The sequence below is a fragment of the Enterobacter sp. IF2SW-B1 genome, from assembly GCF_001743375.1.
GTDB lineage: Bacteria > Pseudomonadota > Gammaproteobacteria > Enterobacterales > Enterobacteriaceae > Enterobacter > Enterobacter bugandensis.
This window is the reverse complement of the sequence record NZ_MJAA01000002.1, coordinates 390,909-415,519: the sequence shown is the minus strand read 5'-3', so window position 1 is coordinate 415,519 and position 24,611 is coordinate 390,909. Positions and strand designations below refer to the sequence as shown.

The following is a 24,611-nucleotide window of genomic DNA, read 5'->3' as shown; positions in this document are numbered from 1 at the left end:
TATTGAGAATAGCAGCGATGAAAAAAATAACCTTACCGAAAGATTTTTTATGGGGCGGCGCGGTTGCCGCTCATCAGGTTGAAGGCGGCTGGAACAAAGGCGGCAAAGGGCCAAGCATTTGCGACGTGCTGACCGGCGGCGCACACGGCGTGCCGCGCGAAATCACGCAGGAGGTGGTGCCGGGTAAATACTACCCAAACCACGAAGCCATCGACTTCCACGGCCACTATAAAGAAGACATCAAGCTATTTGCCGAGATGGGCTTCAAGTGTTTCCGTACCTCTATCGCCTGGACGCGCATCTTCCCGAAAGGTGACGAAACGCAGCCAAACGAAGAAGGGCTGAAGTTTTACGACGACATGTTCGATGAGCTGCTGAAGTACAACATCGAACCGGTGATCACCCTCTCCCACTTCGAAATGCCGCTGCACCTGGTGCAGGAGTACGGTAGCTGGACCAACCGCAAAGTGGTCGATTTCTTCGTGCGCTTCGCGGAAGTGGTGTTTGAGCGCTACAAGCACAAGGTCAAATACTGGATGACCTTCAACGAAATCAACAACCAGCGCAACTGGCGCGCCCCGCTGTTCGGCTACTGCTGCTCGGGCGTGGTCTACACCGAACATGACAACCCGGAAGAGACCATGTACCAGGTGCTGCACCACCAGTTTGTGGCCAGCGCCCTGGCGGTGAAAGCCGCGCGCCGCATCAACCCGGAGATGAAAGTCGGCTGCATGCTGGCGATGGTGGCGCTCTATCCGTTCTCCTGCAAGCCGGAAGACGTGATGTTCGCCCAGGAATCCATGCGCGAGCGCTATGTCTTTACCGACGTCCAGCTGCGTGGTTACTACCCGTCCTACGTGCTGAACGAGTGGGAGCGCCGCGGCTTTTCCATCAAAATGGAGGCGGGCGACGAGCAGATCCTGCGTGAAGGTACCTGCGACTACTTAGGCTTCAGCTACTACATGACCAACGCGGTGAAGGCGGAAGGCGGCACAGGTGACGCCATTTCCGGCTTTGAAGGCAGTGTGCCGAACCCGCACGTGAAGGCGTCCGACTGGGGCTGGCAGATTGACCCGGTGGGCCTGCGTTATTCCCTGTGCGAACTGTACGAGCGTTATCAGAAACCGCTGTTTATCGTTGAGAACGGTTTCGGTGCCTACGACAAGGTGGAAGAAGACGGCAGCATCAACGATGACTATCGCATCGACTATCTACGTGCCCACGTGGAAGAGATGATCAAAGCCGTCACGCACGATGGCGTGGATCTGATGGGCTATACGCCGTGGGGCTGCATCGACTGCGTGTCGTTCACCACCGGTCAGTACAGCAAGCGCTACGGCTTTATCTACGTCAACAAGCACGACGACGGCACGGGCGACATGTCGCGCTCCCGTAAGAAGAGCTTCGAGTGGTATAAAGGCGTGATTGCCAGCAACGGCGAGAAACTTTAACGCCGGGCACCTAACCCTCTCCCTTTGGGGAGAGGGTTAGGATGAGGGGTTTACTTCCCGCCAGCCAGCTCGATAAAACTGCCCGTCACGTAAGACGCCTTCTCGCTCAGCAGCCAGACAATCGCCTGCGCCACCTCTTCCGGCTGGCCGCCGCGCTGCATCGGCAGTAACGATTTCACGCGATCCACTCGCCCCGGCTCTCCGCCGGAAGCATGGATATCGGTATAAATCAGCCCAGGCCGCACGCAGTTCACGCGGATACCCTGCGCCGCCACCTCCAGCGATAGCCCGGTTGTCAGCGAATCTACCGCGCCTTTGGAAGCAGCGTAATCGACATACTCACCCGGCGCGCCCAGACGAGACGCGGCGGAAGAGACATTCACAATCGCCCCGCCCTTGCCGCCATGCTTGGTGGACATGCGTTTCACCGCTTCACGACAGCAGAGAAAGTAACCCGTGACGTTGGTCGCCAGCACGCGGTTAATGCGCTCTGCGGAGAGATTCTCAATGGTGGATTGCTCAAACAGAATGCCTGCATTATTGACCAGCGCGCGAAGCGGCTCACCTTCACGATCGATGCTGTCAAACATCGCCAGCACCTGAGCTTCATCGCTGATGTCCGCACGCACGGCAAACGCTTTACCGCCGGCCTCAACGATCTGATTGATAACGTCCGTCGCGGCTTTAATGTTGTGGTAATAGTTCACCGCCACGGTGTAGCCTTCACGTGCCAGCTGCAGCGCGGTGGCTTTCCCAATGCCCCGGCTCGCGCCGGTGACCAGTGCAATTGCCATTCACAACCTCCAGATAAAAAAAAGCCGGGTGGCGCTTACGCTTACCCGGCCTACAGTATGGCAAATAATTACTGGTATTCGCTCATCGGCACGCAGGAGCAGAACAGATTACGGTCGCCGTAAACGTCATCAAGACGCTTCACGGTCGGCCAGTATTTGTTTGCCACGCCAGCCGGGAAGACGGCCAGCTCGCGGGAGTAACCGTGGTTCCACTCTGCCACCATCTCGTGCTGGGTATGCGGGGCGTTGACCAGCGGGTTATCTTCCAGCGTCCATTCGCCGTCCTGCACGCGGTCGATCTCCATGCGGATGGCCAGCATCGCGTCGATAAAGCGGTCCAGCTCGGCTTTGCTTTCAGACTCGGTCGGCTCCACCATCAGCGTCCCCGCAACCGGGAACGACATGGTTGGCGCGTGGAAGCCGTAGTCGATCAGACGCTTGGCGATATCCAGCTCGCTGATGCCGGTCTGCTCTTTCAGCGGACGAATATCCAGAATGCACTCGTGCGCCACGCGACCGTCGCGGCCGGTATAGAGCACCGGGAAGGCAGACTTCAGGCGAGTCGCAATGTAGTTGGCGTTCAGAATAGCCACCTGGCTCGCCTGCTTCAGCCCTTCCGCGCCCATCATGCGGATGTACATCCAGCTGATTGGCAGGATTGATGCGCTACCGAACGGTGCCGCAGAGACCGCGCCCTGACGGGTCAGCATGCCTTCAATCTGCACCACGCTGTGGCCCGGCACAAACGGCGCCAGGTGCGCTTTCACGCCGATTGGCCCCATGCCCGGGCCGCCACCGCCGTGCGGAATGCAGAAGGTTTTATGCAGGTTCAGGTGCGACACGTCCGCGCCGATAAAGCCCGGAGAGGTAATGCCCACCTGAGCGTTCATGTTCGCGCCGTCGAGGTATACCTGACCGCCAAACTGGTGCACCACTTCGCACACTTCACGGATGGTCTCTTCGTACACGCCGTGGGTGGACGGGTAGGTCACCATGATGCAGGAGAGCTTGTCGCCCGCCTGCTCGGCTTTCGCACGCAGGTCGGCCAAATCGATGTTGCCGTTCTTATCGCACGCGACCACCACCACTTCCATGCCCGCCATCTGGGCTGAGGCCGGGTTGGTGCCGTGGGCGGAGCTTGGGATCAGGCAGATATCGCGGTGACCTTCGTTACGGCTTTCGTGATAGTGACGGATCGCCAGCAGGCCCGCGTATTCACCCTGTGCGCCGGAGTTCGGCTGCATGCAGAGCGCGTCGTAACCGGTCAGCTTCACCAGCCAGTCTGAAAGCTGGTTGATCATCATGTGATAGCCTTCCGCCTGTTCTGGCGGGCAGAACGGGTGCAGTTCGGAGAATTCAGGCCAGGTAATCGGGATCATCTCTGCCGCAGCGTTCAGCTTCATGGTGCAGGAGCCCAGCGGGATCATCGCCTGGTTCAGCGCCAGATCCTTGCGCTCCAGAGAGTGCATATAGCGCATCATCTCGGTTTCGCTGTGATAGCGATTGAACACCGGGTGAGTCAGGATCGCGTCATTGCGCAGCATGCTTTCCTGAATGGAGCGGCTGTCGAGCGCGACCTCTTTGTCGAGCGTATCAACGTCCAGACCGTGTGCGTCGCCCAGCAACACGCTGAACAGGCTCAGGATATCGTCGCGAGTGGTGCTTTCATCCAGCGTAATGCCGACCGCGTTGTGGATGTCGCTGCGCAGGTTGATTTCTGCTGCATTCGCGCGCGCCAGCACGGCGGCTTTGTCTGCCACTTCCACGCACAGGGTGTCGAAGTAGTGCGCGTGGCGCAGCTTGAGGCCCTTCTGCTGCAGGCCGCAGGCCAGAATATCGGCCAGGCGGTGAATGCGGCTGGCAATGCGCTTCAGGCCAGCCGGACCGTGGAATACCGCATACAGGCTGGCGATGTTTGCCAGCAGTACCTGGGAAGTACAGATGTTGGAGTTCGCTTTCTCGCGGCGGATATGCTGCTCGCGGGTCTGCATCGCCATGCGCAACGCGGTATTACCGGCAGCATCTTTTGACACGCCAATGATACGGCCTGGCATGGAGCGTTTGAATTCATCTTTCGCGCCGAAGAACGCCGCGTGCGGGCCGCCGTAGCCCATCGGCACGCCGAAGCGCTGCGCGGAGCCGAATACAATATCCGCGCCCTGTTTGCCCGGCGCCGTCAGCAGCACCAGCGCCATAAAATCGGCGGCAACGCTGACAACCACTTTGCGGGATTTCAGCTCGGCAATCAGCGCGCCGTAGTCGTGAACTTCGCCGGTGGTACCCACCTGCTGCAGCAGCACGCCGAAGACGTCCTGGTGATCCAGCACTTTGTCGGCGTCGTCGACGATCACCTCAAAACCGAAGGTTTCTGCACGGGTGCGCACCACGTCCAGCGTCTGGGGATGCACGTCCGCCGCCACGAAGAAGCGGTTAGCATTTTTCAGCTTGCTTACGCGTTTTGCCATCGCCATCGCTTCGGCAGCAGCGGTCGCTTCATCCAGCAGAGAGGCGGAAGCGATATCCATACCGGTCAGATCCAGCGTCACCTGCTGGAAGTTCAGCAGCGCTTCCAGACGCCCCTGGGAGACTTCTGGCTGATAAGGGGTGTAAGCGGTGTACCAGCCCGGGTTTTCCAGCATGTTGCGCAGGATAACCGGCGGTAACTGCACGTTGGTGTAGCCCATGCCAATGTAAGACTTATAGCGCTTGTTGAGGCCTGCAATAGCCTTCAGCTCCGCCAGCGCGGCGAACTCCGTGGTGGCTTCCCCTACCTGAGGCGGCGTGGCAAGCTGGATGTCTTTTGGCACAATCTGGCCGATCAGTGCGTCTAATGAATCCGCGCCAACCGTCTTCAGCATCTCCTGCTGTTGCTGAGCATCCGGCCCAATGTGACGTTCAATGAAGGCGCCACGGTTTTCAAGCTGGCTTAAAGTCTGTGTCATGAGCGATGGTTCCTGATACGTGCAGTGAATCGTAGTTATCTGTAACGCTGTTGCCCGGTGGCGCTACCGCTTAGCGGGCCCTGTAAGGCGGATAAGCGCAGCGCCATCCGGCACAACGTTATTCGTCTTCCAGTAGTGCTTCGTACGCGGTTGCATCCAGCAGCGCGGCAACTTGCGATTCGTCGCTGGCTTTGATCTTGAAGATCCAGCCGCCTTCATAAGGCTCGCTGTTGACCAGCTCTGGCGAGTCGCTCAGCGCATCGTTGACCGCAACAATCTCACCGCTTACCGGTGCGTAGATGTCTGATGCCGCTTTTACGGACTCCGCAACGGCGCAGTCGTCGCCCGCGCTAACAGTCGTGCCCACGTCAGGCAGGTCAACAAACACCATGTCGCCCAGCAGCTCTTGCGCGTGCTCGGTGATCCCTACGGTGTAAGTGCCGTCCGCCTCTTTGCGCAGCCACTCGTGTTCTTTGCTGTATTTCAGTTCTGCTGGCACATTGCTCATTGAAGTTCTCCTGATAAAAATAGTTAGGCGACCGGCTTACCGGCGCGAACAAAAATCGGTTTGGTCACGTGGACCGGCATTTCGCGGTTGCGGATTTGCACTACCGCCGTGTCGCCAATGCCCGCCGGCACGCGAGCCAGTGCAATACTGTAGCCCAGCGTCGGGGAGAAGGTACCGCTGGTGATCACGCCTTCGCGATGATTGCCGTCAGCATCGGTAAAGCGCACCGGCAGCTCGCCGCGTAGCACGCCTTTTTCCTTCATCACCAGTCCCACCAGCTGTTCGGTGCCCTTCTCGCGCTGCATCTCCAGCGCTTCACGGCCAATAAAATCACGGTCAGCCGGTTCCCACGCGATGGTCCAGCCCATGTTGGCCGCCAGCGGAGAGACGCCTTCATCCATTTCCTGACCGTAGAGGTTCATGCCCGCTTCCAGACGCAGCGTATCGCGCGCGCCCAGACCCGCAGGCTTCACGCCCGCTTCTACCAGCGCACGCCAGAAATCGGCAGCTTTCTCGTTCGGCATCGCAATTTCGTAGCCCGCTTCACCGGTATAGCCGGTGGTGGCGATAAACAGATCCCCCGCCTGCACGCCGAAGAACGGCTTCATGCCTTCGGTGGCGGTGCGCTGCTCGTCGTTAAAGAGAGAGGCGGCTTTTGCCTGCGCGTTCGGCCCCTGCACGGCGATCAGCGACAGATCGTCACGGACGGTGATGTCGACGGCATAAGGTTCGGCGTGTTGGGTGATCCAGGAGAGGTCTTTTTCGCGGGTGGCGGAGTTTACAACGAGGCGGAAGAAATCTTCGGTGAAGTAGTAGACGATAAGGTCGTCAATCACGCCGCCCGAGGCATTGAGCATGCCGGTATAGAGCGCTTTGCCCGGCGTCTTCAGTTTGGCGACGTCGTTTGCCAGCAGATAACGCAAAAACTCCCGGGTGCGGCTACCGTGCAGATCGACAATCGTCATGTGGGACACGTCGAACATACCGGCATCGGTGCGCACCGCGTGGTGCTCATCAATCTGCGAGCCGTAGTGCAGCGGCATCATCCAGCCATGGAAGTCCACCATGCGGGCGCCGCATAACACGTGCTGTTCGTACAAAGGAGTCTGTTGAGCCATCTTGTCCTCGTTGAAAAATTCACCGTGAAACCCGGTATCGGCCTCGTTCCCGAATGCCGACGCAAACGTTCTCTTTTACCTGAACTTACCACCGAAACCGGCGGTTAACCATAAGGTAAAACGGGTCATCACATTAGCTTATGACCAAAAAACGCTGAAAAGCCTACAGAGTTATTCACTGGAAAAATGCGATTAACCCCGCACAAAATTAACAATGATCTAACAGGATTTAGCACATGGTGATATTTCATGCGGAAAAATGGGCCGAATTTCCGTCACGTAAAAATCACGACATGAGAATAACTAATGCGAAAAATGGCGTGGAATTAGAATATTTCAAACGAGGGGATTTCCCCGGCGCAGAGGCCGGGAAAATAAAGTGTGACGGGGATCGAGGTTAGCGTAACCAGTCGGGAAGATCGTTAAGACCCATTGCCTGACGAAGAAGTTGAGGTTTGACGCCGGGAAGGGTGTCGGCCAGCTTGAGGCCGATATCGCGCAGCAGTTTTTTCGCCGGATTTGCCCCGGCAAACAGCTCGCGGAAGCCCTGCATTCCTGCCAGCATCATCGCCGCACTGTGCTTGCGGCTGCGCTCGTAGCGACGCAGATACAGATGCTGGCCGATATCTTTACCTTCACGGTGCAGGCGACGCAGTTCTTCCACCAGTTCCGCCGCGTCCATAAAGCCGAGGTTAACGCCCTGCCCGGCCAGCGGATGAATGGTATGGGCCGCATCCCCCACCAGCGCCAGACGGTGCGCGGCAAACTGACGCGCGTAGCGGCCGGTTAACGGGAAAACCAGCCGCTCGCTTTCAAGCGTGCACAGGCCAAGGCGGTTATCAAACGCCACGCACAGCGCCTGGTTAAAGGCCTCCGGCGTCGCATCCTGCATCTGCTGCGCTTTCTCCGGCACCAGGGACCAGACAATTGAGCACAGGTGAGGATCGGCAAGCGGCAGGAACGCCAGTATGCCGTCGTTGTGGAAAATCTGCCGCGCAACGCCGCCGTGCGGCTCTTCAGTACGGATCGTTGCCACCATCGCATGATGGCGGTAATCCCAGTACGTCAGCGGGATATCGGCCTTGCTGCGCAGCCAGGAGTTAGCGCCGTCGGCACCGACCACCAGACGCGCGGTCAGCATGTCGCCGCTTTGCAGGGTGATAAACGCCTCGTTTTCGCCCCATGCCACCTGCTGGATCTGCGCAGGCGCAACCAGCGTCACGTCGCTGCACTGCTCTGCTTTCTGCCACAGCGCGTGGTGGATCACCGCGTTTTCAACGATGTGCCCCAGATGGCTATAGCCCATGCTTTCATCATCAAAGGCAATATGGCCAAAGCTGTCTTTGTCCCACACTTCCATGCCGTGATAGCAGCTGGCGCGCTGGGCGACGATATCTAACCATACGCCGAGACGCGTCAAAAGCTTTTCGCTGGCCGCGTTAATCGCCGACACGCGGAGTTCCGGCGGGGCATCAAATGCGACAGGCTGGGGCTGCTTTTGCTCCAGCACGGCCACGCGCAGTCCGCTGCCCTGTAATCCACAGGCCAGCGCCAGCCCAACCATTCCGCCGCCAACGATGGCAACATCAACATTTTGCACAGTGATAACTCCTTAACGCGCGACCCAACCCAGGGTCCGCTGCGCCAGCACGTCACGTGCCGGAATGAACAGTTCCATCGCCATCAGCCCGAGGTTGCGGCCAACAACCAGCGGCGCCCAGCGATTGGCAAAGAGATGGACTAAACCATCGGTGACGCCAATTGTCGCCTCTTTATCGGCCTGACGTCGCGTCTGGTAATGGCTTAGCACCGGGTAAGCGCCACAGTCTTTTTGTTCGCTCCACGCCTGCGAAAGCGTTTCGGCCAGGCTCATCACATCCCGCAGGCCAAGGTTAAAGCCCTGCCCGGCGATGGGGTGGAGGGTTTGCGCCGCATTGCCGACCAGCGCCACGCGGTGAGAAACAGACTGTGATGCCGTGGTTAACGACAGCGGATAGACCGCACGTTTCCCGGCATGGGTAATACGCCCCAGCCGCCAGCCAAAGGCTTTCTGCAGCTCGGTACAAAAACGTTCGTCGGACCAGGATTTAACCTCTTCGGCCTTTTCCTGCGGGTGGCACCAGACCAGCGAGCAGCGCCCGCCCGTCATCGGCAGCATCGCCAGCGGGCCGTGCCGGGTGAAGCGCTCAAACGCCCGGCCGTTGTGTTCTGCTGCGGTCGAGACGTTCGCGATAACCGCGACCTGCCCGTAAGGCTGCTGCCGCCACTCTACGCCGCACTGGGTGCCGAGCGCCGAGCGCGACCCGTCAGCCGCCACCAGAAGCTGTCCGTCAAGCACGGTGCCATTGTCCAGCGTTACGCTGACCGCGTCTTCACTGCGGGTGAAGCTGGCAACGCGTGCCGGGCAGTGCAACGTGACGCCCGGCGCGTCCTGCAACAGGCGGAACAGGCGCAGGCCAATATCGTGCAGTTCAACGACCTGACCCAGCGCGTCAATACGGTAATCATGGGCATCCAGCGTCACAAACCCGGCATGACCGCGATCGCTCACGTGCACGGTATTAATGGCGGTAGCGCAGTCGGCGATGGCCTGCCAGATGCCAATGCGGGATAGCTGCTGGCAGGTGCCCTGCGCCAGGGCAATGGCGCGGGAATCAAACCCAGGGTGATTCTTCGCCTGCGGCGCGACGGCTTCAACCAGATGCACCGGAAGCTGCCCCTTCGTCAAATGCGAGATGGCTAACGCCAGCGTGGCGCCAGTCATGCCGCCGCCAACGATAATCACGCTCATACGCGCGCCGCTGCCATCAGCGCCTCGATATCGTCCGCTTTTTTCACCACGCTCGCGGTCAGGTTTTCGTTGCCGGTTTCGGTGATGACGATGTCGTCTTCAATACGAATGCCAATTCCGCGGTATTCCTCTGGCACGTCGGCATCCGGCGCGATGTACAGGCCCGGCTCGACGGTCAGCACCATGCCCGGTTCAAGCACGCGCGAACGTTCAGGGCCGTACGCGCCCACGTCGTGCACGTCCAGCCCCAGCCAATGGCTCAGGCCGTGCATAAAGTACGGGCGGTGAGCATTCTCGGTAATCAGGGTATCGACATCCCCTTTGAGGATCCCAAGCTTAACCAGCCCGGTAATCATGATGCGCACCACCTCACCGGTCACCACCTGAATGGAGGTGCCCGGGCGATACAGCTTCAGCGCCGTCTCGAGTGATTCGAGAACGATGTCATAAATCGCCCGCTGCGCTGGCGAAAACTTGCCGTTCACCGGGAAGGTACGCGTGATGTCGCCCGCGTAGCCCTGATATTCGCAACCGGCGTCAATCAGCACCAGATCGCCGTCGCGCAGCGCGCTTTCGTTTTCGGTGTAGTGCAGAATGCAGCCGTTTTCCCCGCCGCCAACGATGGTGTTGTAGGAGGGATAACGCGCGCCGTGGCGGTTAAATTCGTGGTGAATTTCGCCTTCCAGCTGGTATTCAAACATTCCGGGACGACATTTTTCCATCGCGCGGGTGTGCGCCAGGGCGCTGATTTCGCCCGCACGGCGCAGCACGTTCAGCTCTTCTTCAGATTTGAACAGACGCATCTCGTGCACCACCGGACGCCAGTCCGTGAGGGTTGCGGGCGCGGACAGGTTCTGCCGCGAGCCTTTACGCAGTTTTTCCAGCGCGTTGAAAACAATCTCATCGGCGTAGGCGTATTCGCCCTGCGCGTGGTAGAGCACGTCGAGGCCATTAAGCAGCTGATAGAGCTGCTGGTTGATTTCGCTAAACGCCAGCGCGCGGTCAACGCCCAGCTTTTCCGGGGCGGCCTCTTGCCCTAAGCGGCGGCCAAACCAGATCTCAGCGGTTAAGTCTCGTACGCGGTTGAAAATCACGCTGTGGTTGTGGGTGTCATTGCTCTTAATCAGCACCAGCACCGCTTCCGGCTCGTTGAAGCCGGTGAAGTACCAGAAATCGCTGCTCTGGCGATAGGGGTATTCGCTGTCGGCGCTGCGCGTCACTTCCGGCGCGGCAAAAATCAGCGCCGCGCTTCCCGGCTGCATGTTTGCCAGCAGCGCCTGACGACGGCGCAAATACTCTTGTTGCGAGATAACCATGACACCCTCCTGTGCGTTATTTTTCTTAATGTAAGGTTGGCTTGCGAACTTCCGGCGCGGTCGGCTGCGAGCGCGTAAAGTTGTCGTGGCACAGCAGCGCCGCCACGCGCACGTACTCGATGATCTCTTCGAGAGACATTTCCAGCTCTTCCTGATCTTCCTCTTCATCGTAACCAAGCTGGGCGATGTTGCGCAGATCGTCAATCGCTTCACCCGCTTCGCCGGTGACTTTATCAAGCTTAGGCTGGGTGACGCCCAGGCCAAGCAGATAGTGGTTTACCCACCCCGCGAGCGCATCGGCGCGATCGAAGACGCTGACATCGTCGCCTTCAGGCAGATAAAGCTGAAAAAGGAAGCCATCGTCTTCCAGCGAATCGCTGGTTGCCGCGTGCATTTTTCGCAGCGCTTCCGCCAGTTCGTGGCCAAACGCCAGCCCTTCGTTGGTGAGGTCGTGGATCAGCGGCTGCCATGAGCTGTCGCTGTTTCCGCCGCACAGTATGCCGCTGATCAGACCGTGCATTTCGGCAGGGGTAAGACCGACGCCCTGCTGGTTCAGTAACTGGTTTAAATCCTTGTAACCAGGCATTTCGTTCTGTATAGACATACGCATTCGTCATCAAAGGGAGGATATTCATGATATGCTACCACTTTGGACCCTGGTGATACCAGAAAAGGGCTTGTATCTTCACATCAGGGTAGCTATAGTGTCGCCCCTTCGCAGCCCCCGGGGCAGTAAGCGAAGGCAGCGCAGTCAATCAGCAGGAAGGTGGCATGTCTGCACAACCCGTCGATCTCCAGATTTTTGGCCGTTCACTGCGAGTGAATTGTCCGCCTGAACAAAGGGATGCTTTGAATCAGGCTGCGGACGATTTGAATCAGCGGTTGCAAGATCTAAAAGAACGCACTAGAGTCACAAATACTGAGCAGCTGGTTTTCATCGCCGCGTTGAACATCAGCTATGAACTGACTCAGGAAAAAGCGAAGACCCGCGATTACGCGGCTAGCATGGAGCAGCGCATTAAAATGCTCCAGCAGACCATTGAACAGGCGTTGCTTGATCAAGGTCGCAATCCCGAAAGACCGGGACCAAAGTTTGAATAACACTTCGCAGTTGACTATGGTAGAGTAACTGTGAAGACAAAATTTCTCTGAGATGTTTGCAAGCGGGCCAGTCCCCTGAGCCGATATTTCATACCACAAGAATGTGGCGCTCCATGGTTGGTGAGCATGCTCGGTTCGTCCGAGAAGCCTTAAAACTATGACGACACATTCACCTTGAACCAAGGGTTCAAGGGTTACAGCCTGCGGCGGCATCTCGGAGATTCCCTCTCTCTTCTTCTACCGACTACCATGACTCAATTCCCTGAAGTTTCTGCTTCACGCCAGGACATCCGTCAGCTCATTCGCCAGCGTCGTCGCGCCCTGACGTCCGCACAACAAGCACACTTTGCGCAGCAGGCCGCTGCCCGCATGATGGCCTATCCGCCCGTGGTGATGGCAAACACCGTCGCGCTGTTTCTCTCGTTTGACGGCGAACTGGACACCCAGCCGCTTATCGACCAGCTCTGGCGCGCCGGGAAAAAAGTTTACCTGCCGGTACTGCATCCGTTCAGCCGGGGCAATCTGCTGTTTCTGCACTACCATCCGCACAGCGAGTTGGTGGTGAATCGTCTGAAAATTACCGAACCGAAACTCGACGTGCGCGACGTACTCCCGCTGTCACAGCTGGACGTGCTGATTACGCCGCTGGTGGCGTTTGATGAGCAGGGCCAGCGATTAGGCATGGGCGGGGGGTTCTATGACCGGACGCTGCAAAACTGGCGGCAGTACGGGCTGCAGCCGGTGGGGTATGCGCATGATTGCCAGGCTGTAGAAGCCTTGCCGGTGGAGAAATGGGATATTCCGCTGCCTGCGGTGGTAACGCCAGGTAAAACGTGGCTTTGGTAGCATAAAGCCGGGTGGCGCTTACGCTTACCCGGCCTACAAAAGCTCAACGTAGGTCGGGTAAGGCGTAGCCGCCACCCGACACCACAGATCGCACCATCAATACAACAGACGCGCGCGAATCGTTCCCGGTATGGCCTTCATGCTCTGCAGCGCTTTCTCAGCAACATCTTCATCGGCTTCAATATCGATAACCACATAACCCATCTGCGAGTTGGTTTGCAGATACTGGGCGGCAATGTTAACGCTCTGCTCGGCAAAAATCTGGTTGATGGCGGTCAGCACGCCAGGACGGTTTTCATGGATGTGCAGCAGACGACGACCGCCGTGCAGCGGCAGAGACACTTCCGGGAAGTTCACCGCAGAAAGCGTTGAACCGTTGTCGGAATATTTGCTCAGCTTACCCGCCACTTCCAGACCGATATTCTCCTGCGCTTCCTGAGTAGAACCGCCGATGTGCGGCGTCAGGATCACGTTGTCGAATTCGCACAGCGGAGAGTTAAACGGATCGCTGTTGGTGGCCGGTTCCGTCGGGAACACGTCGATGGCCGCCCCCGCCAGATGCTTACGCTTCAGCGCATCGCACAGCGCAGGGATATCGACCACCGTACCACGCGCGGCGTTGATCAGCAGAGATCCCGGCTTCATCAGCGCCAGCTCTTCCGCGCCCATCATGTTTTTGGTGGAGGCGTTTTCCGGCACGTGCAGACTGACCACATCGCTCATGTTCAGCAGGTCAGAAAGATGCTGTACCTGCGTCGCGTTACCCAGCGGCAGCTTGCTTTCGATATCGTAGAAGTAGACATGCATCCCCAGCGATTCCGCCAGGATCCCCAGTTGGGTACCGATGTGGCCGTAGCCGATGATACCCAGCTTTTTACCACGGGCTTCGTATGAGCCAGCGGCCAGTTTGTTCCACACGCCACGGTGCGCTTTGGCGTTAGCTTCCGGGATACCGCGCAGCAGCAGCAGCAGCTCGCCAATTACCAGCTCCGCCACGGAACGGGTGTTAGAGAACGGGGCGTTAAAGACCGGGATACCGCGTTTTGCGGCAGCGTTCAGGTCGACCTGGTTGGTGCCGATGCAGAAACAGCCAATAGCAACCAGCTTTTCTGCCGCGGCAATCACGTCTTCAGTCAGATGGGTACGGGATCGCAGGCCAATGAAGTGGGCATCACGGATGGCGGCTTTCAGCTCTTCCGTGTCCAGCGCGCCTTTGTGAAATTCGATGTTGGTGTAACCCGCCGCACGAAGGCTATCAAGCGCTTTCTGGTGCACGCCCTCGACCAGCAGGAATTTAATCTTGTCTTTCTCCAGTGATACCTTTGCCATTTACCCGACCCTGTTTTTATCTGAACTGATGTTGTGCTGGATTAAAATCCGCTGTAGCCAACATATCAAAAAAAACTATTGCAGCAATATGAACGTTTGCGTCGGCACTCTGAAGAAAAGTCATACAGGGCAAAATGACAGAGTAAAATGCTGAGGAAATTTACAAACGTGGCAGGATCGGCAAAAGAGGCGGAAAAACGTGACACAAGTCACCAAATTTAGCTTTTCAAAAATTTTTTAGCGGGGGGAGCACTCCCCCCGTCAGATCATTTTACGATGGTTTTCACACCGTCAGCCGTACCGATCAGCGCCACATCCGCGCCGCGGTTGGCAAATAACCCTACGGTGACGACGCCTGGAATGCCGTTGATGGCGTTTTCCAGCGCAATCGCGTCGAGAATCTCCAGACCGTGAACATCGAGGATGACGTTACCGTTGTCGGTGACCACGCCCTGACGGTATTCCGGACGGCCGCCCAGCTTAACCAGCTGACGGGCAACCGCACTGCGCGCCATCGGGATCACTTCAACCGGCAGCGGGAAATTACCCAGAATGTCGACCTGCTTGGAGGCATCCGCGATGCAGATGAACTTGTCCGCCACGGAGGCGATGATCTTTTCACGGGTCAGCGCCGCGCCGCCGCCTTTGATCATCTGCATATGGCCGTTGATTTCATCCGCGCCATCAACGTAAATGCCCAGACGATCCACTTCGTTGAGATCGAAAACGGTAATGCCGAGGCTTTTCAGCTTTTCCGTGGACGCATCGGAGCTGGAAACCGCGCCCTCGATCTGCCCCTTCATCGTGCCCAGTGCATCGATAAAGTGCGCCGCCGTTGACCCCGTACCAACACCGACAATGGTCCCTGGCTGTACGTACTGGAGAGCGGCCCATCCTACTGCTTTTTTCAGTTCATCCTGCGTCATGATCGTTTTGCCTGTGGTGTGAAAACTCAGGGCGCATTATAGAACACGTCGAATGGATTTCGTCTGCCAGGAAGGGAAAATTGTGTCATAGTGCAGATTAAGCAAAATTTAGGAGCCAGCCAGAGCAATGAAACGTCCGGACTACAGAACACTACAGGCACTTGATGCAGTTATTCGTGAACGCGGCTTTGAGCGCGCAGCGCAAAAGCTGTGCATCACCCAGTCCGCCGTATCACAGCGTATCAAACAGCTTGAAAACATGTTCGGGCAGCCGCTGCTGGTGCGTACCGTACCGCCGCGCCCAACGGAGCAAGGGCAAAAGCTTCTCGCCCTGCTGCGTCAGGTTGAACTGCTGGAAGACGAGTGGCTGGGTGACGAACAAACGGGTTCCACGCCGCTGCTGCTCTCGCTGGCGGTGAACGCCGACAGTCTGGCGACCTGGCTGCTGCCGGCCCTTGCGCCGGTGCTGGCCGACTCCCCTATCCGCCTGAATCTTCAGGTCGAAGATGAAACCCGCACCCAGGAGCGCCTGCGTCGCGGCGAAGTGGTTGGTGCGGTCAGTATCCAGCCTCAGGCCCTGCCAAGCTGTCTTGTCGATCAGCTGGGCGCGCTCGACTACCTGTTTGTCGGTTCAAAAGCCTTTGCGGAGCGCTACTTCCCGAATGGCGTCACCCGCGCCGCGCTGCTGAAGGCGCCTGCCGTGGCGTTCGACCATCTGGACGATATGCACCAGGCGTTTTTGCAGCAAAACTTCGACCTGCCGCCGGGCAGCGTGCCGTGTCATATCGTTAACTCGTCCGAAGCCTTCGTGCAGCTGGCGCGTCAGGGCACCACCTGCTGCATGATCCCGCATTTACAGATTGAGAAAGAGTTGAAAAGCGGTGAGTTGATTGACCTGACGCCGGGGCTGTATCAGCGCCGGATGCTCTACTGGCACCGTTTTGCGCCGGAAAGCCGCATGATGCGCAACGTGACTGATGCGCTGCTGGCGTTTGGACATAAGGTGTTGAGACAGGATTAAAATGAAAAGCCGGGTGGCGGCTACGCCTTACCCGGCCTATTGATTATTGTGCAGGTTTCGGCTGTGCTGCAACGGGTTCCAGCTGGAACACCACATCAACCTGATCGTCGAACTGAATCGTTGGCTGCTCGTAGGTTTCCTGAGCAGAAACCGGCGCGGCGTCCGCCTTCATCATCCGAACCATCGGGCTTGGCTGGTAGTTAGAGACGTGGTAACGCACGCTGTATACCGGGCCAAGCTTGCTCTTGAAGCCAGACGCCAGCTGTTCCGCCTGATGAATGGCATCATCAATCGCCGCTTTACGCGCTTCGTCTTTGTATTTCTCCGGTTGCGCAACGCCCAGCGACACGGAACGGATTTCGTTCAGGCCGGCCTTCAGCGCGCCGTCCAGCAGAGAGTTCAGCTTGTCCAGCTGACGCACGGTCACTTCCACAGTGCGCACGGCGCGATAGCCTTTCAGGATACTTTTGCCGTTCTGGTAGTCGTAATCGGGCTGGGTACGCAGGTTCGCAGAGCTGATGTCTTTTTTAGCAACACCGTTCTGTTCCAGGAAAGAGAGATATTGCGCAACACGATCGTCTGCCTGTTTTTTGGCGGAAGCGGCATCTTTCGCCGCCACATTCACTTCAATTGCGAGGGTTGCAACATCCGGTACCGCGTCCACGCTTGCGGTGCCTGACGTGACGATGTGCGGGCCATCCGGCAGTTCACTTGCCTGCGCCGACACCGCACCGAAACTTACTAATGCCGCGAGGGCCATCACTTTAAACTTCACTGTCATTCCTCCATGTTGCGAAGAGTGCCCTAACAACAGGGCTCATGCCAGCAAGCTTAGCGGGTCTTGCTCAGTTGTCCATAAGACAAGGATTAGTTGAACAATTCCTGGACGTGGTGAATGCCCTCTTTTGCCAGCTGAAAAGCAATAAACCACATCACCAGCCCCACCAGGGTATTAATAATGCGCTGGGCTTTGGCAGTCCGCAGACGAGGCGCCAGCCATGCCGCCAGAATGGCGAGACCGAAGAACCAGAGGAAAGAGGCGCTGACCGTGCCGAGCGCAAACCAGCGTTTCGGCTCAACGTCCAGCTGTCCGCCCAGGCTGCCCAGCACTACGAAGGTGTCGAGGTAGACGTGCGGATTTAGCCAGGTGACCGCCAGCATGGTGACGATAATCTTCCAGCGGCCCTGCTTCATCACTTCGGCACTTGCCAGCTCAATGTTGCTGCTCATCGCCGTTTTCAGGGCACCGAATCCGTACCACAGCAGAAACGCCACGCCGCCCCAGGTCACCAGCGCCAGCAGCCAGGGGGACTGCATCAGCAGCGCGCTGCCGCCAAAAATGCCGGCGCAAATCAGCAGCAGATCGCTCACCGCGCACAGCAGGGCAATCATCAGATGATACTGGCGGCGAATGCCCTGATTCATCACGAAGGCGTTTTGCGGGCCGAGCGGAAGGATCATGGCCGCACCTAAGGCAAGCCCTTGAAAATAATAAGATAGCATGACGATTTTCTCGCAGTGTTGTTCTGGAGGCTGACTATACTGCGCGAATCACATTAGAGGAAATGGATAATATTAATTGGGTATTAGCGGAGCTTATGAAAGTAAAGCCCGGTGGCGCGAGCGCTTACCGGGCCTACGGGTGACGTTATTCTGCTTCTTTGACTTTTTTGACGTTTACGTCCATCTGCGGGTAAGGGAAGCTGATGCCGTTGGCGTCGAAATCGCGCTTGATGCGCTCCAGCACATCCCAGTAAACGTTTTGCAGATCGCTGCTTTTGCTCCAGATACGCACCACGAAGTTAATAGAGGAAGCACCCAGTTCGTTCAGGCGAACCGTCTGCTCGCGGTCCTTCAGAATGCGGTCGTCAGAGGCGATGATATTTGCGATCAGCGACTTCACCTGATCGATATCGGAATCATACGCCACGCTGATGATGAGCTCGTTACGACGCACCGGCTCGCGGGAGAAGTTAATGATATTGCCCGCAATGATTTTCCCGTTCGGTACCACCACAATACGACCATCGACGGTACGCAGGGTGGTAGAGAAAATCTGTACCTGCAACACGGTACCGGCGATGCCGCCAAGGTCAACATATTCACCGGAGCGGAACGGACGGAAAGTCACCAGCAGTACGCCCGCCGCCAGGTTTGAAAGCGAGCCCTGCAGTGCCAGACCAATGGCCAGACCGGCGGCACCAAGAACGGCAATCACGGAGGCGGTTTGCACCCCAACACGGCCCAGCGCGGCAATCAGCGTGAAGGCGATAATGCCGTAGCGCACCAGTGCAGAGAGGAAGTCAGCCACCGTAGCGTCAATGTGTCGTGCGACCATCACACGGTTGACGGCGTTCGACACGATACGCGCCACGATCATCCCGACGATGATGATGGCAATCGCCGCGACAATGTTCACGGCATAGCTCAGCAGCAGGGCCTGGTTGCGCACCAGCCAGTTGCCGGCGTTATTGATGCTGTCTACAACATCGAGTTGTTCCATTTATTCTTCCTTTTGTTAAACCAAAACACAAAATCCATCCCCCATGGAGACAGGCAGGTCAGTAAAGGGTAAACAAAAAGCACCGGCTTTGCCAAACAGATCACAAAAACAGGTCTGACAGGGTATTGAAAAAACATAAAAAAAGGCCCGCATTTGCGGGCCTTCTGATGCTGTCAGCAGCTCAAATTACAGAACGTCGATTGCGTTCAGTTCTTTGAAAGCCTGCTCCAGACGGGTCACCATGGACGTCTGAGCAGCGCGCAGCCATACGCGTGGATCGTAGTATTTCTTGTTCGGCTGGTCTTCGCCTTTCGGGTTGCCCAGCTGGCCCTGCAGGTAAGCTTCGTTCGCTTTGTAATACTGCAGAATACCGTCCCAGGTTGCCCACTGGGTGTCGGTATCGATGTTCATTTTCACTACGCCGTAGCTTACGGAGTCTTTGATTTCCTGAGCAGAAGAACCGGAACCGCCGTGGAAGACGAAGTTCAGGCTGTTGTGCGGCAGGTTGTGTTTCTTGGAAACGTATTCCTGAGAATCGCGCAGGATGGTCGGGGTCAGAACCACGTTACCTGGCTTATAAACGCCGTGCACGTTACCGAAGGACGCTGCAATGGTGAAGCGCGGGCTGATTTTGCTCAGCTCGGTGTAAGCGTAATCAACGTCTTCTGGCTGGGTGTACAGGGCAGAAGCGTCCATGTGGCTGTTGTCCACGCCGTCTTCTTCACCACCGGTGCAACCCAGTTCGATTTCCAGGGTCATGTCCATTTTGGCCATGCGCGCCAGGTACTTAGAGCAGATCTCGATGTTTTCGTGCAGTGACTCTTCAGACAGGTCGATCATGTGAGAAGAGAACAGTGGCTTACCGGTTGCCGCGAAGTGTTTTTCACCCGCGTCCAGCAGACCGTCGATCCACGGCAGCAGTTTCTTCGCGCAGTGGTCAGTGTGCAGGATAACTGGAACACCGTAGTGTTCAGCCATCTGGTGAACGTGGTGCGCACCAGAGATAGCGCCCAGGATAGCAGCACCCTGAGGAATGTCAGTTTTCACGCCTTTACCTGCGATGAACGCAGCGCCGCCGTTAGAGAACTGAACGATAACCGGTGCTTTAACTTTTGCAGCGGTTTCCAGTACGGCGTTGATGGAGTCGGTACCTACGCAGTTAACTGCTGGCAGAGCGAAGTTGTTTTCTTTAGCTACCTGGAACACTTTCTGTACGTCATCACCAGTGATAACGCCAGGTTTTACGAAATCAAAAATTTTAGACATGTTGCTTAGTCCTGTATCTTCGGCCGTTAGAAAAGGTGCGAGCTCTTAAAAGCGCGCTGAAAATTGGGCAGGTTTCCCTGCCCTTGAATGGCTTACTTCTTAGCGCGCTCTTCGAGCATTGCTACTGCTGGCAGTACTTTGCCTTCCACGAATTCGAGGAATGCGCCGCCACCAGTGGAGATGTAGGAGATCTTGTCAGCGATACCGAACAGGTCGATTGCTGCCAGGGTGTCACCACCGCCTGCGATAGAGAACGCTTCGCTGTCTGCGATTGCGTTAGCCACGATTTCAGTCCCTTTGCGGAAGTTCGGGAATTCGAACACGCCAACAGGACCGTTCCACAGGATAGTTTTTGCGTTTTTGAGGATTTCAGCCAGTTTCTGTGCAGAAACGTCGCCCAGGTCCAGAATCTGCTCTTCGTCTTTGATGTCGTTTACTGATTTCAGGGTCGCGGTTGCGGTTTCGGAGAACTCGGTCGCCACGCGAACGTCAGTTGGAACCGGGATATCACAGGTACCCAGCAGGCGTTTGGCTTCGTCAACCAGGTCTGCTTCGTACAGGGATTTACCCACGTTGTGGCCCTGAGCGGCAACGAAGGTGTTCGCGATACCACCGCCAACGATCAGCTGGTCAGCGATTTTAGACAGGGAATCCAGAACGGTCAGTTTGGTAGAAACTTTAGAACCACCAACGATAGCGACCATTGGGCGAGCAGGTTCTTTCAGTGCTTTACCCAGTGCTTCCAGTTCGTCAGCCAGCAGAGGACCCGCACACGCGACGTCTGCGAATTTACCGATACCGTGGGTAGATGCCTGCGCACGGTGCGCAGTACCGAATGCATCCATCACGAATACGTCGCACAGTGCAGCGTATTTTTTGGACAGGGTTTCGTCGTCTTTCTTCTCGCCTTTGTTGAAGCGAACGTTTTCCAGAACAACCAGCTCACCTTCGGCAACGTCTACGCCGTCCAGGTAATCTTTCACCAGGCGAACCGGGTTGGACAGTTTGTCTTTCAGGTAATTAACAACCGGCAGCAGAGAGAACTCTTCGTTGTACTCGCCTTCAGTTGGACGGCCCAGGTGGGAGGTGACCATCACTTTAGCGCCCTGCTTCAGAGCCAGTTCAATGGTTGGCAGAGATGCACGGATACGCGCGTCGCTGGTCACTTTGCCATCTTTAACCGGTACGTTCAGATCGGCACGGATGAAAACGCGTTTACCTGCCAGATCCAGATCGGTCATCTTAATTACAGACATGGTGAATCCTCTCGTTGATTCTTAAAGTTTTGCAAGCGCAAGGTGCGCTCTACCTGAAACCTTTTGCGGCCATGGCTAACGTGGTGTCGAGCATTCGGTTAGCAAAGCCCCATTCGTTATCACACCAGACCAGCGTCTTGATAAGGTGCGCACCACTGACTCGCGTCTGCGTGCCATCCACGATGGCGCTGTGCGGGTCGTGGTTAAAATCTACTGAGACCAACGGTAATTCCGTATAGTCAACTATACCATGAAATGCTCCCTGTGCCGCTTTTTGCAGCAACAGGTTGACTTCACAGGCTTTTACCGGTTTTTTCACCGTCACGCTGAGGTCGATTGCGGTGACGTTTATCGTCGGAACACGCACGGCAATCGCTTCGAAACGGTCATTAAACTGCGGGAAAATTCGGGTGATCCCTGCAGCCAGTTTCGTGTCCACCGGGATGATTGACTGGCTCGCCGCGCGAGTGCGTCGTAAATCCGGGTGATAGGCGTCGATAACCTGCTGATCGTGCATGGCGGAGTGAATCGTGGTTACGGTGCCGGATTCAATGCCATACGCATCGTCTAACAGTTTGATGACCGGAATAATGCAGTTGGTGGTGCAGGAGGCGTTGGAAACAATGCGGTGCTCGGCTTGCAGCTCATGCTGGTTGACGCCAAACACGACGGTCGCGTCGAGGTCGTTACTTCCGGGATGAGAAAACAGGACTTTTTTCGCGCCTGCTGTCAGATGCGCTTCGCCGTGTTCGCGGTTGCCATACACACCGGTACAGTCAAGCACGACATCCACACCCAGTTCACGCCAGGGTAGCCCGGAAATGCTGTTCTCATGCAGCACACGAATAGCGTCATCACCCACAAAAAGCTGATCTCTTTCCTGGCGCACATCCCAGGCGAAGCGTCCGTGGCTGGTGTCATACTTCAATAAATGCGCCATGCCAGCAGCATCCGCCAGTTCATTGATTGCCACCACGGTGATTTCCGCCCGACGTCCGGATTCATACAAAGCACGAACCACATTACGCCCGATGCGACCGAAGCCATTAATCGCTACGCGTACGGTCATAGATCTCCTGCAAAGCAATCCCTGAGTTTGAGGTGGCTGAAAGAGTAATCCAGCGACGCCCGAAGGGGAATCTTTGCTATCACAAACTGCGATTGATTGGTCAATTGTCGAACATTTAATCGACTGAAACGCTTCAGCAAGAATAAGCGAATCGGGGAATAAAAGGAATGTCTGTCCAGATGAATAAGCGAGCTATATGACTTGCGTCACATTTTCGTTGGAATAATGACGCAAAAAAAGCCGGGTAAGCGCTAGCGCTTACCCGGCCTACTTTTGAGCCATTTGTAGGCCCGGTCAGCGTAAGCGCCACCGGGCAAAACGGCGATTACAGCAGTTCTTTCGCCTTAGCGACCACGTTCTCAACGGTGAAGCCGAACTCTTCGAACAGCTGTTCTGCCGGAGCAGACTCACCGAAGGTGGTCATACCGACGATAGCGCCGTTCAGACCCACGTATTTGAACCAGTAGTCAGCAATACCCGCTTCCACCGCCACGCGAGCGGAAACCGCTTTAGGCAGTACGGATTCACGGTAAGCCGCATCCTGCTTGTCGAACGCATCGGTAGACGGCATGGAAACCACGCGCGCCTTCACGCCTTCGGCAGTCAGTTTTTCCCATGCTGCTACAGCCAGTTCAACTTCAGAACCGGTCGCGATGAAGATCAGCTCAGGCTGGCCCGCGCAATCTTTCAGCACGTAGCCACCGCGGGCGATGTTTGCCAGCTGCTCAGGGGTACGCTCCTGCTGCGCCAGGTTCTGACGGGAGAGGATCAGCGCGGTCGGGCCGTCCTGACGCTCAACGCCGTATTTCCACGCCACCGCAGATTCAACCTGGTCACATGGACGCCATGTGCTCATGTTCGGGGTTACGCGCAGGGAAGCTACCTGCTCTACCGGCTGGTGAGTTGGACCATCTTCGCCCAGACCGATGGAGTCATGGGTGTAGACCATCACCTGACGCTGTTTCATCAGCGCAGCCATACGCACAGCGTTACGTGCATATTCCACGAACATCAGGAAGGTAGAGGTGTACGGCAGGAAACCACCGTGCAGAGCGATACCGTTCGCGATAGCGGTCATACCGAACTCACGTACACCGTAATGGATGTAGTTACCGGCAGTGTCTTCGTTGATTGGCTTAGAACCAGACCACAGGGTCAGGTTAGAAGGCGCCAGGTCAGCGGAGCCGCCCAGGAATTCTGGAAGCAGCGGACCGAACGCTTCAATCGCATTCTGAGATGCTTTACGGCTGGCGATTTTAGACGGGTTCGCCTGCAGCTTCGCGATGAATTCGTTGGCTTTCGCGTCGAAGTCAGACGGCATATCGCCTTTCATACGACGGGTGAATTCAGCCGCTTCCTGTGGGAACGCCTTCGCATAGGCAGCGAATTTCTCGTTCCAGGCCGCTTCTTTCGCCTGGCCCACTTCTTTAGCATCCCACTGAGCATAGATCTCAGACGGGATTTCGAAGGCAGGGTGTTTCCAGCCCAGTGCTTCACGGGTCAGTGCGATTTCCGCGTCGCCCAGCGGTGCGCCGTGGGAGTCATGGGTGCCCGCTTTGTTCGGAGAACCGAAGCCGATGATGGTTTTGCACATCAGCAGGGACGGTTTGTCGGTGACTGCGCGAGCTTCTTCTACTGCACGTTTAATCGAGTCAGCATCGTGGCCATCAACACCACGCACAACGTGCCAGCCGTAGGCTTCGAAACGTGCGGCGGTGTCGTCGGTGAACCAGCCTTCAACGTGACCGTCGATGGAGATACCGTTGTCGTCGTAGAACGCCACCAGTTTGCCCAGCTTCAGGGTACCAGCCAGGGAGCACACTTCGTGAGAAATGCCTTCCATCATGCAGCCGTCGCCCAGGAAAGCGTAGGTGAAGTGGTCAACGATGTCATGGCCAGGACGGTTGAACTGCGCCGCCAGGGTCTTCTCGGCAATCGCCATACCCACAGCGTTAGCAATGCCCTGACCCAGCGGGCCGGTGGTGGTTTCTACGCCAGCGGTGTAGCCCACTTCCGGGTGACCTGGAGTTTTGGAGTGCAGCTGACGGAAGTTTTTCAGCTCTTCGATTGGCAGATCGTAGCCGGTGAGGTGCAGCAGGCTGTAGATCAGCATAGAGCCGTGGCCGTTAGACAGCACGAAACGGTCGCGGTCAGCCCATGCCGGGTTCTGCGGGTTGTGGTTAAGGAAATCACGCCACAGGACTTCGGCGATATCAGCCATACCCATAGGGGCACCCGGGTGGCCGGATTTGGCTTTCTGTACTGCGTCCATGCTCAGCGCACGAATAGCATTAGCAAGCTCTTTACGTGAGGACATTTTAACTCCAGATCGGACTGTTAAAGGCCATGCCCTTGACGACAGCGCGTTTTGGGC

The 24,611-nt window shown here is 57.0% G+C and carries 21 protein-coding genes and 1 other RNA gene; 5 read left to right on the top strand and 17 right to left on the bottom strand.

Annotated features, from left to right (window positions below; translation table 11 throughout):
• The first annotated feature begins 17 nt into the window (after positions 1-17).
• Positions 18-1,451 carry a 6-phospho-beta-glucosidase BglA gene (gene bglA, locus A6013_RS06370; protein WP_028014326.1) on the top strand — a complete coding sequence of 478 codons (1,434 nt, stop codon included), beginning with the start codon at positions 18-20 and terminating at the stop codon, positions 1,449-1,451.
• A 50-nt stretch (positions 1,452-1,501) separates the two neighbouring features.
• Here bglA and A6013_RS06365 read toward each other — a convergent pair whose 3' ends face one another.
• The 8 genes from A6013_RS06365 to A6013_RS06330 all read right to left on the bottom strand — a co-directional run bounded on the left by A6013_RS06365 (position 1,502) and on the right by A6013_RS06330 (position 11,524).
• Positions 1,502-2,245 carry an SDR family oxidoreductase gene (locus A6013_RS06365; protein ID WP_063155128.1) on the bottom strand — a complete coding sequence of 248 codons (744 nt, stop codon included), beginning with the start codon at positions 2,243-2,245 and terminating at the stop codon, positions 1,502-1,504.
• Positions 2,246-2,313: 68 nt separating this feature from the next.
• A complete protein-coding gene (gene gcvP / locus A6013_RS06360; RefSeq protein WP_028014328.1) occupies positions 2,314-5,187 on the bottom strand; it encodes an aminomethyl-transferring glycine dehydrogenase in 2,874 nt (957 codons plus the stop codon).
• A 118-nt stretch (positions 5,188-5,305) separates the two neighbouring features.
• Positions 5,306-5,695: a glycine cleavage system protein GcvH gene (gcvH, locus tag A6013_RS06355; RefSeq protein ID WP_008499718.1), complete on the bottom strand. Its 390-nt coding sequence runs from the start codon at positions 5,693-5,695 to the stop codon at positions 5,306-5,308.
• A gap of 23 nt (positions 5,696-5,718) precedes the next feature.
• A complete protein-coding gene (gcvT, locus tag A6013_RS06350; RefSeq protein WP_069732738.1) occupies positions 5,719-6,813 on the bottom strand; it encodes a glycine cleavage system aminomethyltransferase GcvT in 1,095 nt (364 codons plus the stop codon).
• 397 nt (positions 6,814-7,210) lie between these two features.
• Positions 7,211-8,413, bottom strand: a complete 1,203-nt coding sequence (gene ubiI, locus A6013_RS06345; RefSeq protein ID WP_069732737.1) for an FAD-dependent 2-octaprenylphenol hydroxylase — start codon at positions 8,411-8,413, stop codon at positions 7,211-7,213.
• Between the two features lie 12 nt (positions 8,414-8,425).
• Positions 8,426-9,604, bottom strand: a complete 1,179-nt coding sequence (gene ubiH / locus A6013_RS06340; protein WP_069732736.1) for a 2-octaprenyl-6-methoxyphenyl hydroxylase — start codon at positions 9,602-9,604, stop codon at positions 8,426-8,428.
• Positions 9,601-10,914: a Xaa-Pro aminopeptidase gene (gene pepP / locus A6013_RS06335; RefSeq protein WP_102863692.1), complete on the bottom strand. Its 1,314-nt coding sequence runs from the start codon at positions 10,912-10,914 to the stop codon at positions 9,601-9,603. The genes ubiH and pepP overlap by 4 nt, the downstream gene beginning before the upstream one ends.
• Before the next feature lie 31 nt (positions 10,915-10,945).
• A complete protein-coding gene (locus A6013_RS06330; protein ID WP_028014333.1) occupies positions 10,946-11,524 on the bottom strand; it encodes a YecA family protein in 579 nt (192 codons plus the stop codon).
• A gap of 167 nt (positions 11,525-11,691) precedes the next feature.
• Here A6013_RS06330 and zapA point away from each other — a divergent pair, with 167 nt between their 5' ends.
• From zapA to A6013_RS06315, 3 genes are all read left to right on the top strand, one after another.
• Positions 11,692-12,021: a cell division protein ZapA gene (gene zapA / locus A6013_RS06325; protein ID WP_006811891.1), complete on the top strand. Its 330-nt coding sequence runs from the start codon at positions 11,692-11,694 to the stop codon at positions 12,019-12,021.
• Between the two features lie 41 nt (positions 12,022-12,062).
• Positions 12,063-12,246: non-coding RNA, 6S RNA (ssrS, locus tag A6013_RS06320), on the top strand.
• A gap of 24 nt (positions 12,247-12,270) precedes the next feature.
• Positions 12,271-12,867: a 5-formyltetrahydrofolate cyclo-ligase gene (locus A6013_RS06315; protein ID WP_069732734.1), complete on the top strand. Its 597-nt coding sequence runs from the start codon at positions 12,271-12,273 to the stop codon at positions 12,865-12,867.
• Between the two features lie 96 nt (positions 12,868-12,963).
• Here the strand turns inward: A6013_RS06315 and serA are convergent, their stop codons facing one another.
• Positions 12,964-14,196, bottom strand: coding sequence for a phosphoglycerate dehydrogenase (serA, locus tag A6013_RS06310; RefSeq protein ID WP_041908347.1), 1,233 nt, complete (start codon positions 14,194-14,196; stop codon positions 12,964-12,966).
• A gap of 266 nt (positions 14,197-14,462) precedes the next feature.
• Positions 14,463-15,122: a ribose-5-phosphate isomerase RpiA gene (gene rpiA / locus A6013_RS06305; RefSeq protein ID WP_003860091.1), complete on the bottom strand. Its 660-nt coding sequence runs from the start codon at positions 15,120-15,122 to the stop codon at positions 14,463-14,465.
• A 127-nt stretch (positions 15,123-15,249) separates the two neighbouring features.
• On the opposite strand from rpiA, the gene argP reads away from it, so the two are divergent.
• On the top strand, positions 15,250-16,143 hold the full coding sequence (argP, locus tag A6013_RS06300) for a DNA-binding transcriptional regulator ArgP (RefSeq protein WP_003860089.1): 894 nt from the start codon (positions 15,250-15,252) through the stop codon (positions 16,141-16,143).
• 43 nt (positions 16,144-16,186) lie between these two features.
• On the opposite strand, the gene A6013_RS06295 is transcribed toward argP, so the two are convergent.
• From A6013_RS06295 to tkt, 7 genes are all read right to left on the bottom strand, one after another.
• Entirely contained in the window at positions 16,187-16,918 is a 732-nt protein-coding gene (locus A6013_RS06295; protein ID WP_028014336.1) for an oxidative stress defense protein, read from the bottom strand.
• Positions 16,919-17,010: 92 nt separating this feature from the next.
• Positions 17,011-17,646 carry an arginine exporter ArgO gene (gene argO, locus A6013_RS06290; RefSeq protein ID WP_047367435.1) on the bottom strand — a complete coding sequence of 212 codons (636 nt, stop codon included), beginning with the start codon at positions 17,644-17,646 and terminating at the stop codon, positions 17,011-17,013.
• A 145-nt stretch (positions 17,647-17,791) separates the two neighbouring features.
• Positions 17,792-18,646, bottom strand: a complete 855-nt coding sequence (mscS, locus tag A6013_RS06285) for a small-conductance mechanosensitive channel MscS (RefSeq protein WP_003860082.1) — start codon at positions 18,644-18,646, stop codon at positions 17,792-17,794.
• Positions 18,647-18,832: 186 nt separating this feature from the next.
• Positions 18,833-19,912 carry a class II fructose-bisphosphate aldolase gene (fbaA, locus tag A6013_RS06280; RefSeq protein WP_008499731.1) on the bottom strand — a complete coding sequence of 360 codons (1,080 nt, stop codon included), beginning with the start codon at positions 19,910-19,912 and terminating at the stop codon, positions 18,833-18,835.
• 92 nt (positions 19,913-20,004) lie between these two features.
• Complete coding sequence (gene pgk / locus A6013_RS06275) at positions 20,005-21,168, bottom strand: phosphoglycerate kinase (protein ID WP_028014337.1); 1,164 nt, start codon at positions 21,166-21,168, stop codon at positions 20,005-20,007.
• 49 nt (positions 21,169-21,217) lie between these two features.
• Positions 21,218-22,237 carry an erythrose-4-phosphate dehydrogenase gene (gene epd / locus A6013_RS06270; protein ID WP_047367434.1) on the bottom strand — a complete coding sequence of 340 codons (1,020 nt, stop codon included), beginning with the start codon at positions 22,235-22,237 and terminating at the stop codon, positions 21,218-21,220.
• Positions 22,238-22,562: 325 nt separating this feature from the next.
• Positions 22,563-24,554, bottom strand: coding sequence for a transketolase (gene tkt / locus A6013_RS06265; protein ID WP_041908344.1), 1,992 nt, complete (start codon positions 24,552-24,554; stop codon positions 22,563-22,565).
• Positions 24,555-24,611: the final 57 nt, after the last annotated feature.

Excerpts from the sequence above, each read along its gene's own strand:
- gcvT (WP_069732738.1), bottom strand. The coding sequence starts at position 6,813 with ATGGCTCAACAGACTCCTTTGTACGAACAGCACGTGTTATGCGGCGCC.
- fbaA (WP_008499731.1), bottom strand. The coding sequence starts at position 19,912 with ATGTCTAAAATTTTTGATTTCGTAAAACCTGGCGTTATCACTGGTGAT.
- epd (WP_047367434.1), bottom strand. The coding sequence starts at position 22,237 with ATGACCGTACGCGTAGCGATTAATGGCTTCGGTCGCATCGGGCGTAAT.
- A6013_RS06365 (WP_063155128.1), bottom strand. The coding sequence starts at position 2,245 with ATGGCAATTGCACTGGTCACCGGCGCGAGCCGGGGCATTGGGAAAGCC.
- argP (WP_003860089.1), top strand. The coding sequence starts at position 15,250 with ATGAAACGTCCGGACTACAGAACACTACAGGCACTTGATGCAGTTATT.
- mscS (WP_003860082.1), bottom strand. The coding sequence starts at position 18,646 with ATGGAACAACTCGATGTTGTAGACAGCATCAATAACGCCGGCAACTGG.
- zapA (WP_006811891.1), top strand. The coding sequence starts at position 11,692 with ATGTCTGCACAACCCGTCGATCTCCAGATTTTTGGCCGTTCACTGCGA.
- gcvP (WP_028014328.1), bottom strand. The coding sequence starts at position 5,187 with ATGACACAGACTTTAAGCCAGCTTGAAAACCGTGGCGCCTTCATTGAA.
- A6013_RS06330 (WP_028014333.1), bottom strand. The coding sequence starts at position 11,524 with ATGTCTATACAGAACGAAATGCCTGGTTACAAGGATTTAAACCAGTTA.
- serA (WP_041908347.1), bottom strand. The coding sequence starts at position 14,196 with ATGGCAAAGGTATCACTGGAGAAAGACAAGATTAAATTCCTGCTGGTC.
- pgk (WP_028014337.1), bottom strand. The coding sequence starts at position 21,168 with ATGTCTGTAATTAAGATGACCGATCTGGATCTGGCAGGTAAACGCGTT.
- tkt (WP_041908344.1), bottom strand. The coding sequence starts at position 24,554 with ATGTCCTCACGTAAAGAGCTTGCTAATGCTATTCGTGCGCTGAGCATG.
- A6013_RS06315 (WP_069732734.1), top strand. The coding sequence starts at position 12,271 with ATGACTCAATTCCCTGAAGTTTCTGCTTCACGCCAGGACATCCGTCAG.
- argO (WP_047367435.1), bottom strand. The coding sequence starts at position 17,646 with ATGCTATCTTATTATTTTCAAGGGCTTGCCTTAGGTGCGGCCATGATC.
- ubiH (WP_069732736.1), bottom strand. The coding sequence starts at position 9,604 with ATGAGCGTGATTATCGTTGGCGGCGGCATGACTGGCGCCACGCTGGCG.
- bglA (WP_028014326.1), top strand. The coding sequence starts at position 18 with ATGAAAAAAATAACCTTACCGAAAGATTTTTTATGGGGCGGCGCGGTT.
- gcvH (WP_008499718.1), bottom strand. The coding sequence starts at position 5,695 with ATGAGCAATGTGCCAGCAGAACTGAAATACAGCAAAGAACACGAGTGG.
- rpiA (WP_003860091.1), bottom strand. The coding sequence starts at position 15,122 with ATGACGCAGGATGAACTGAAAAAAGCAGTAGGATGGGCCGCTCTCCAG.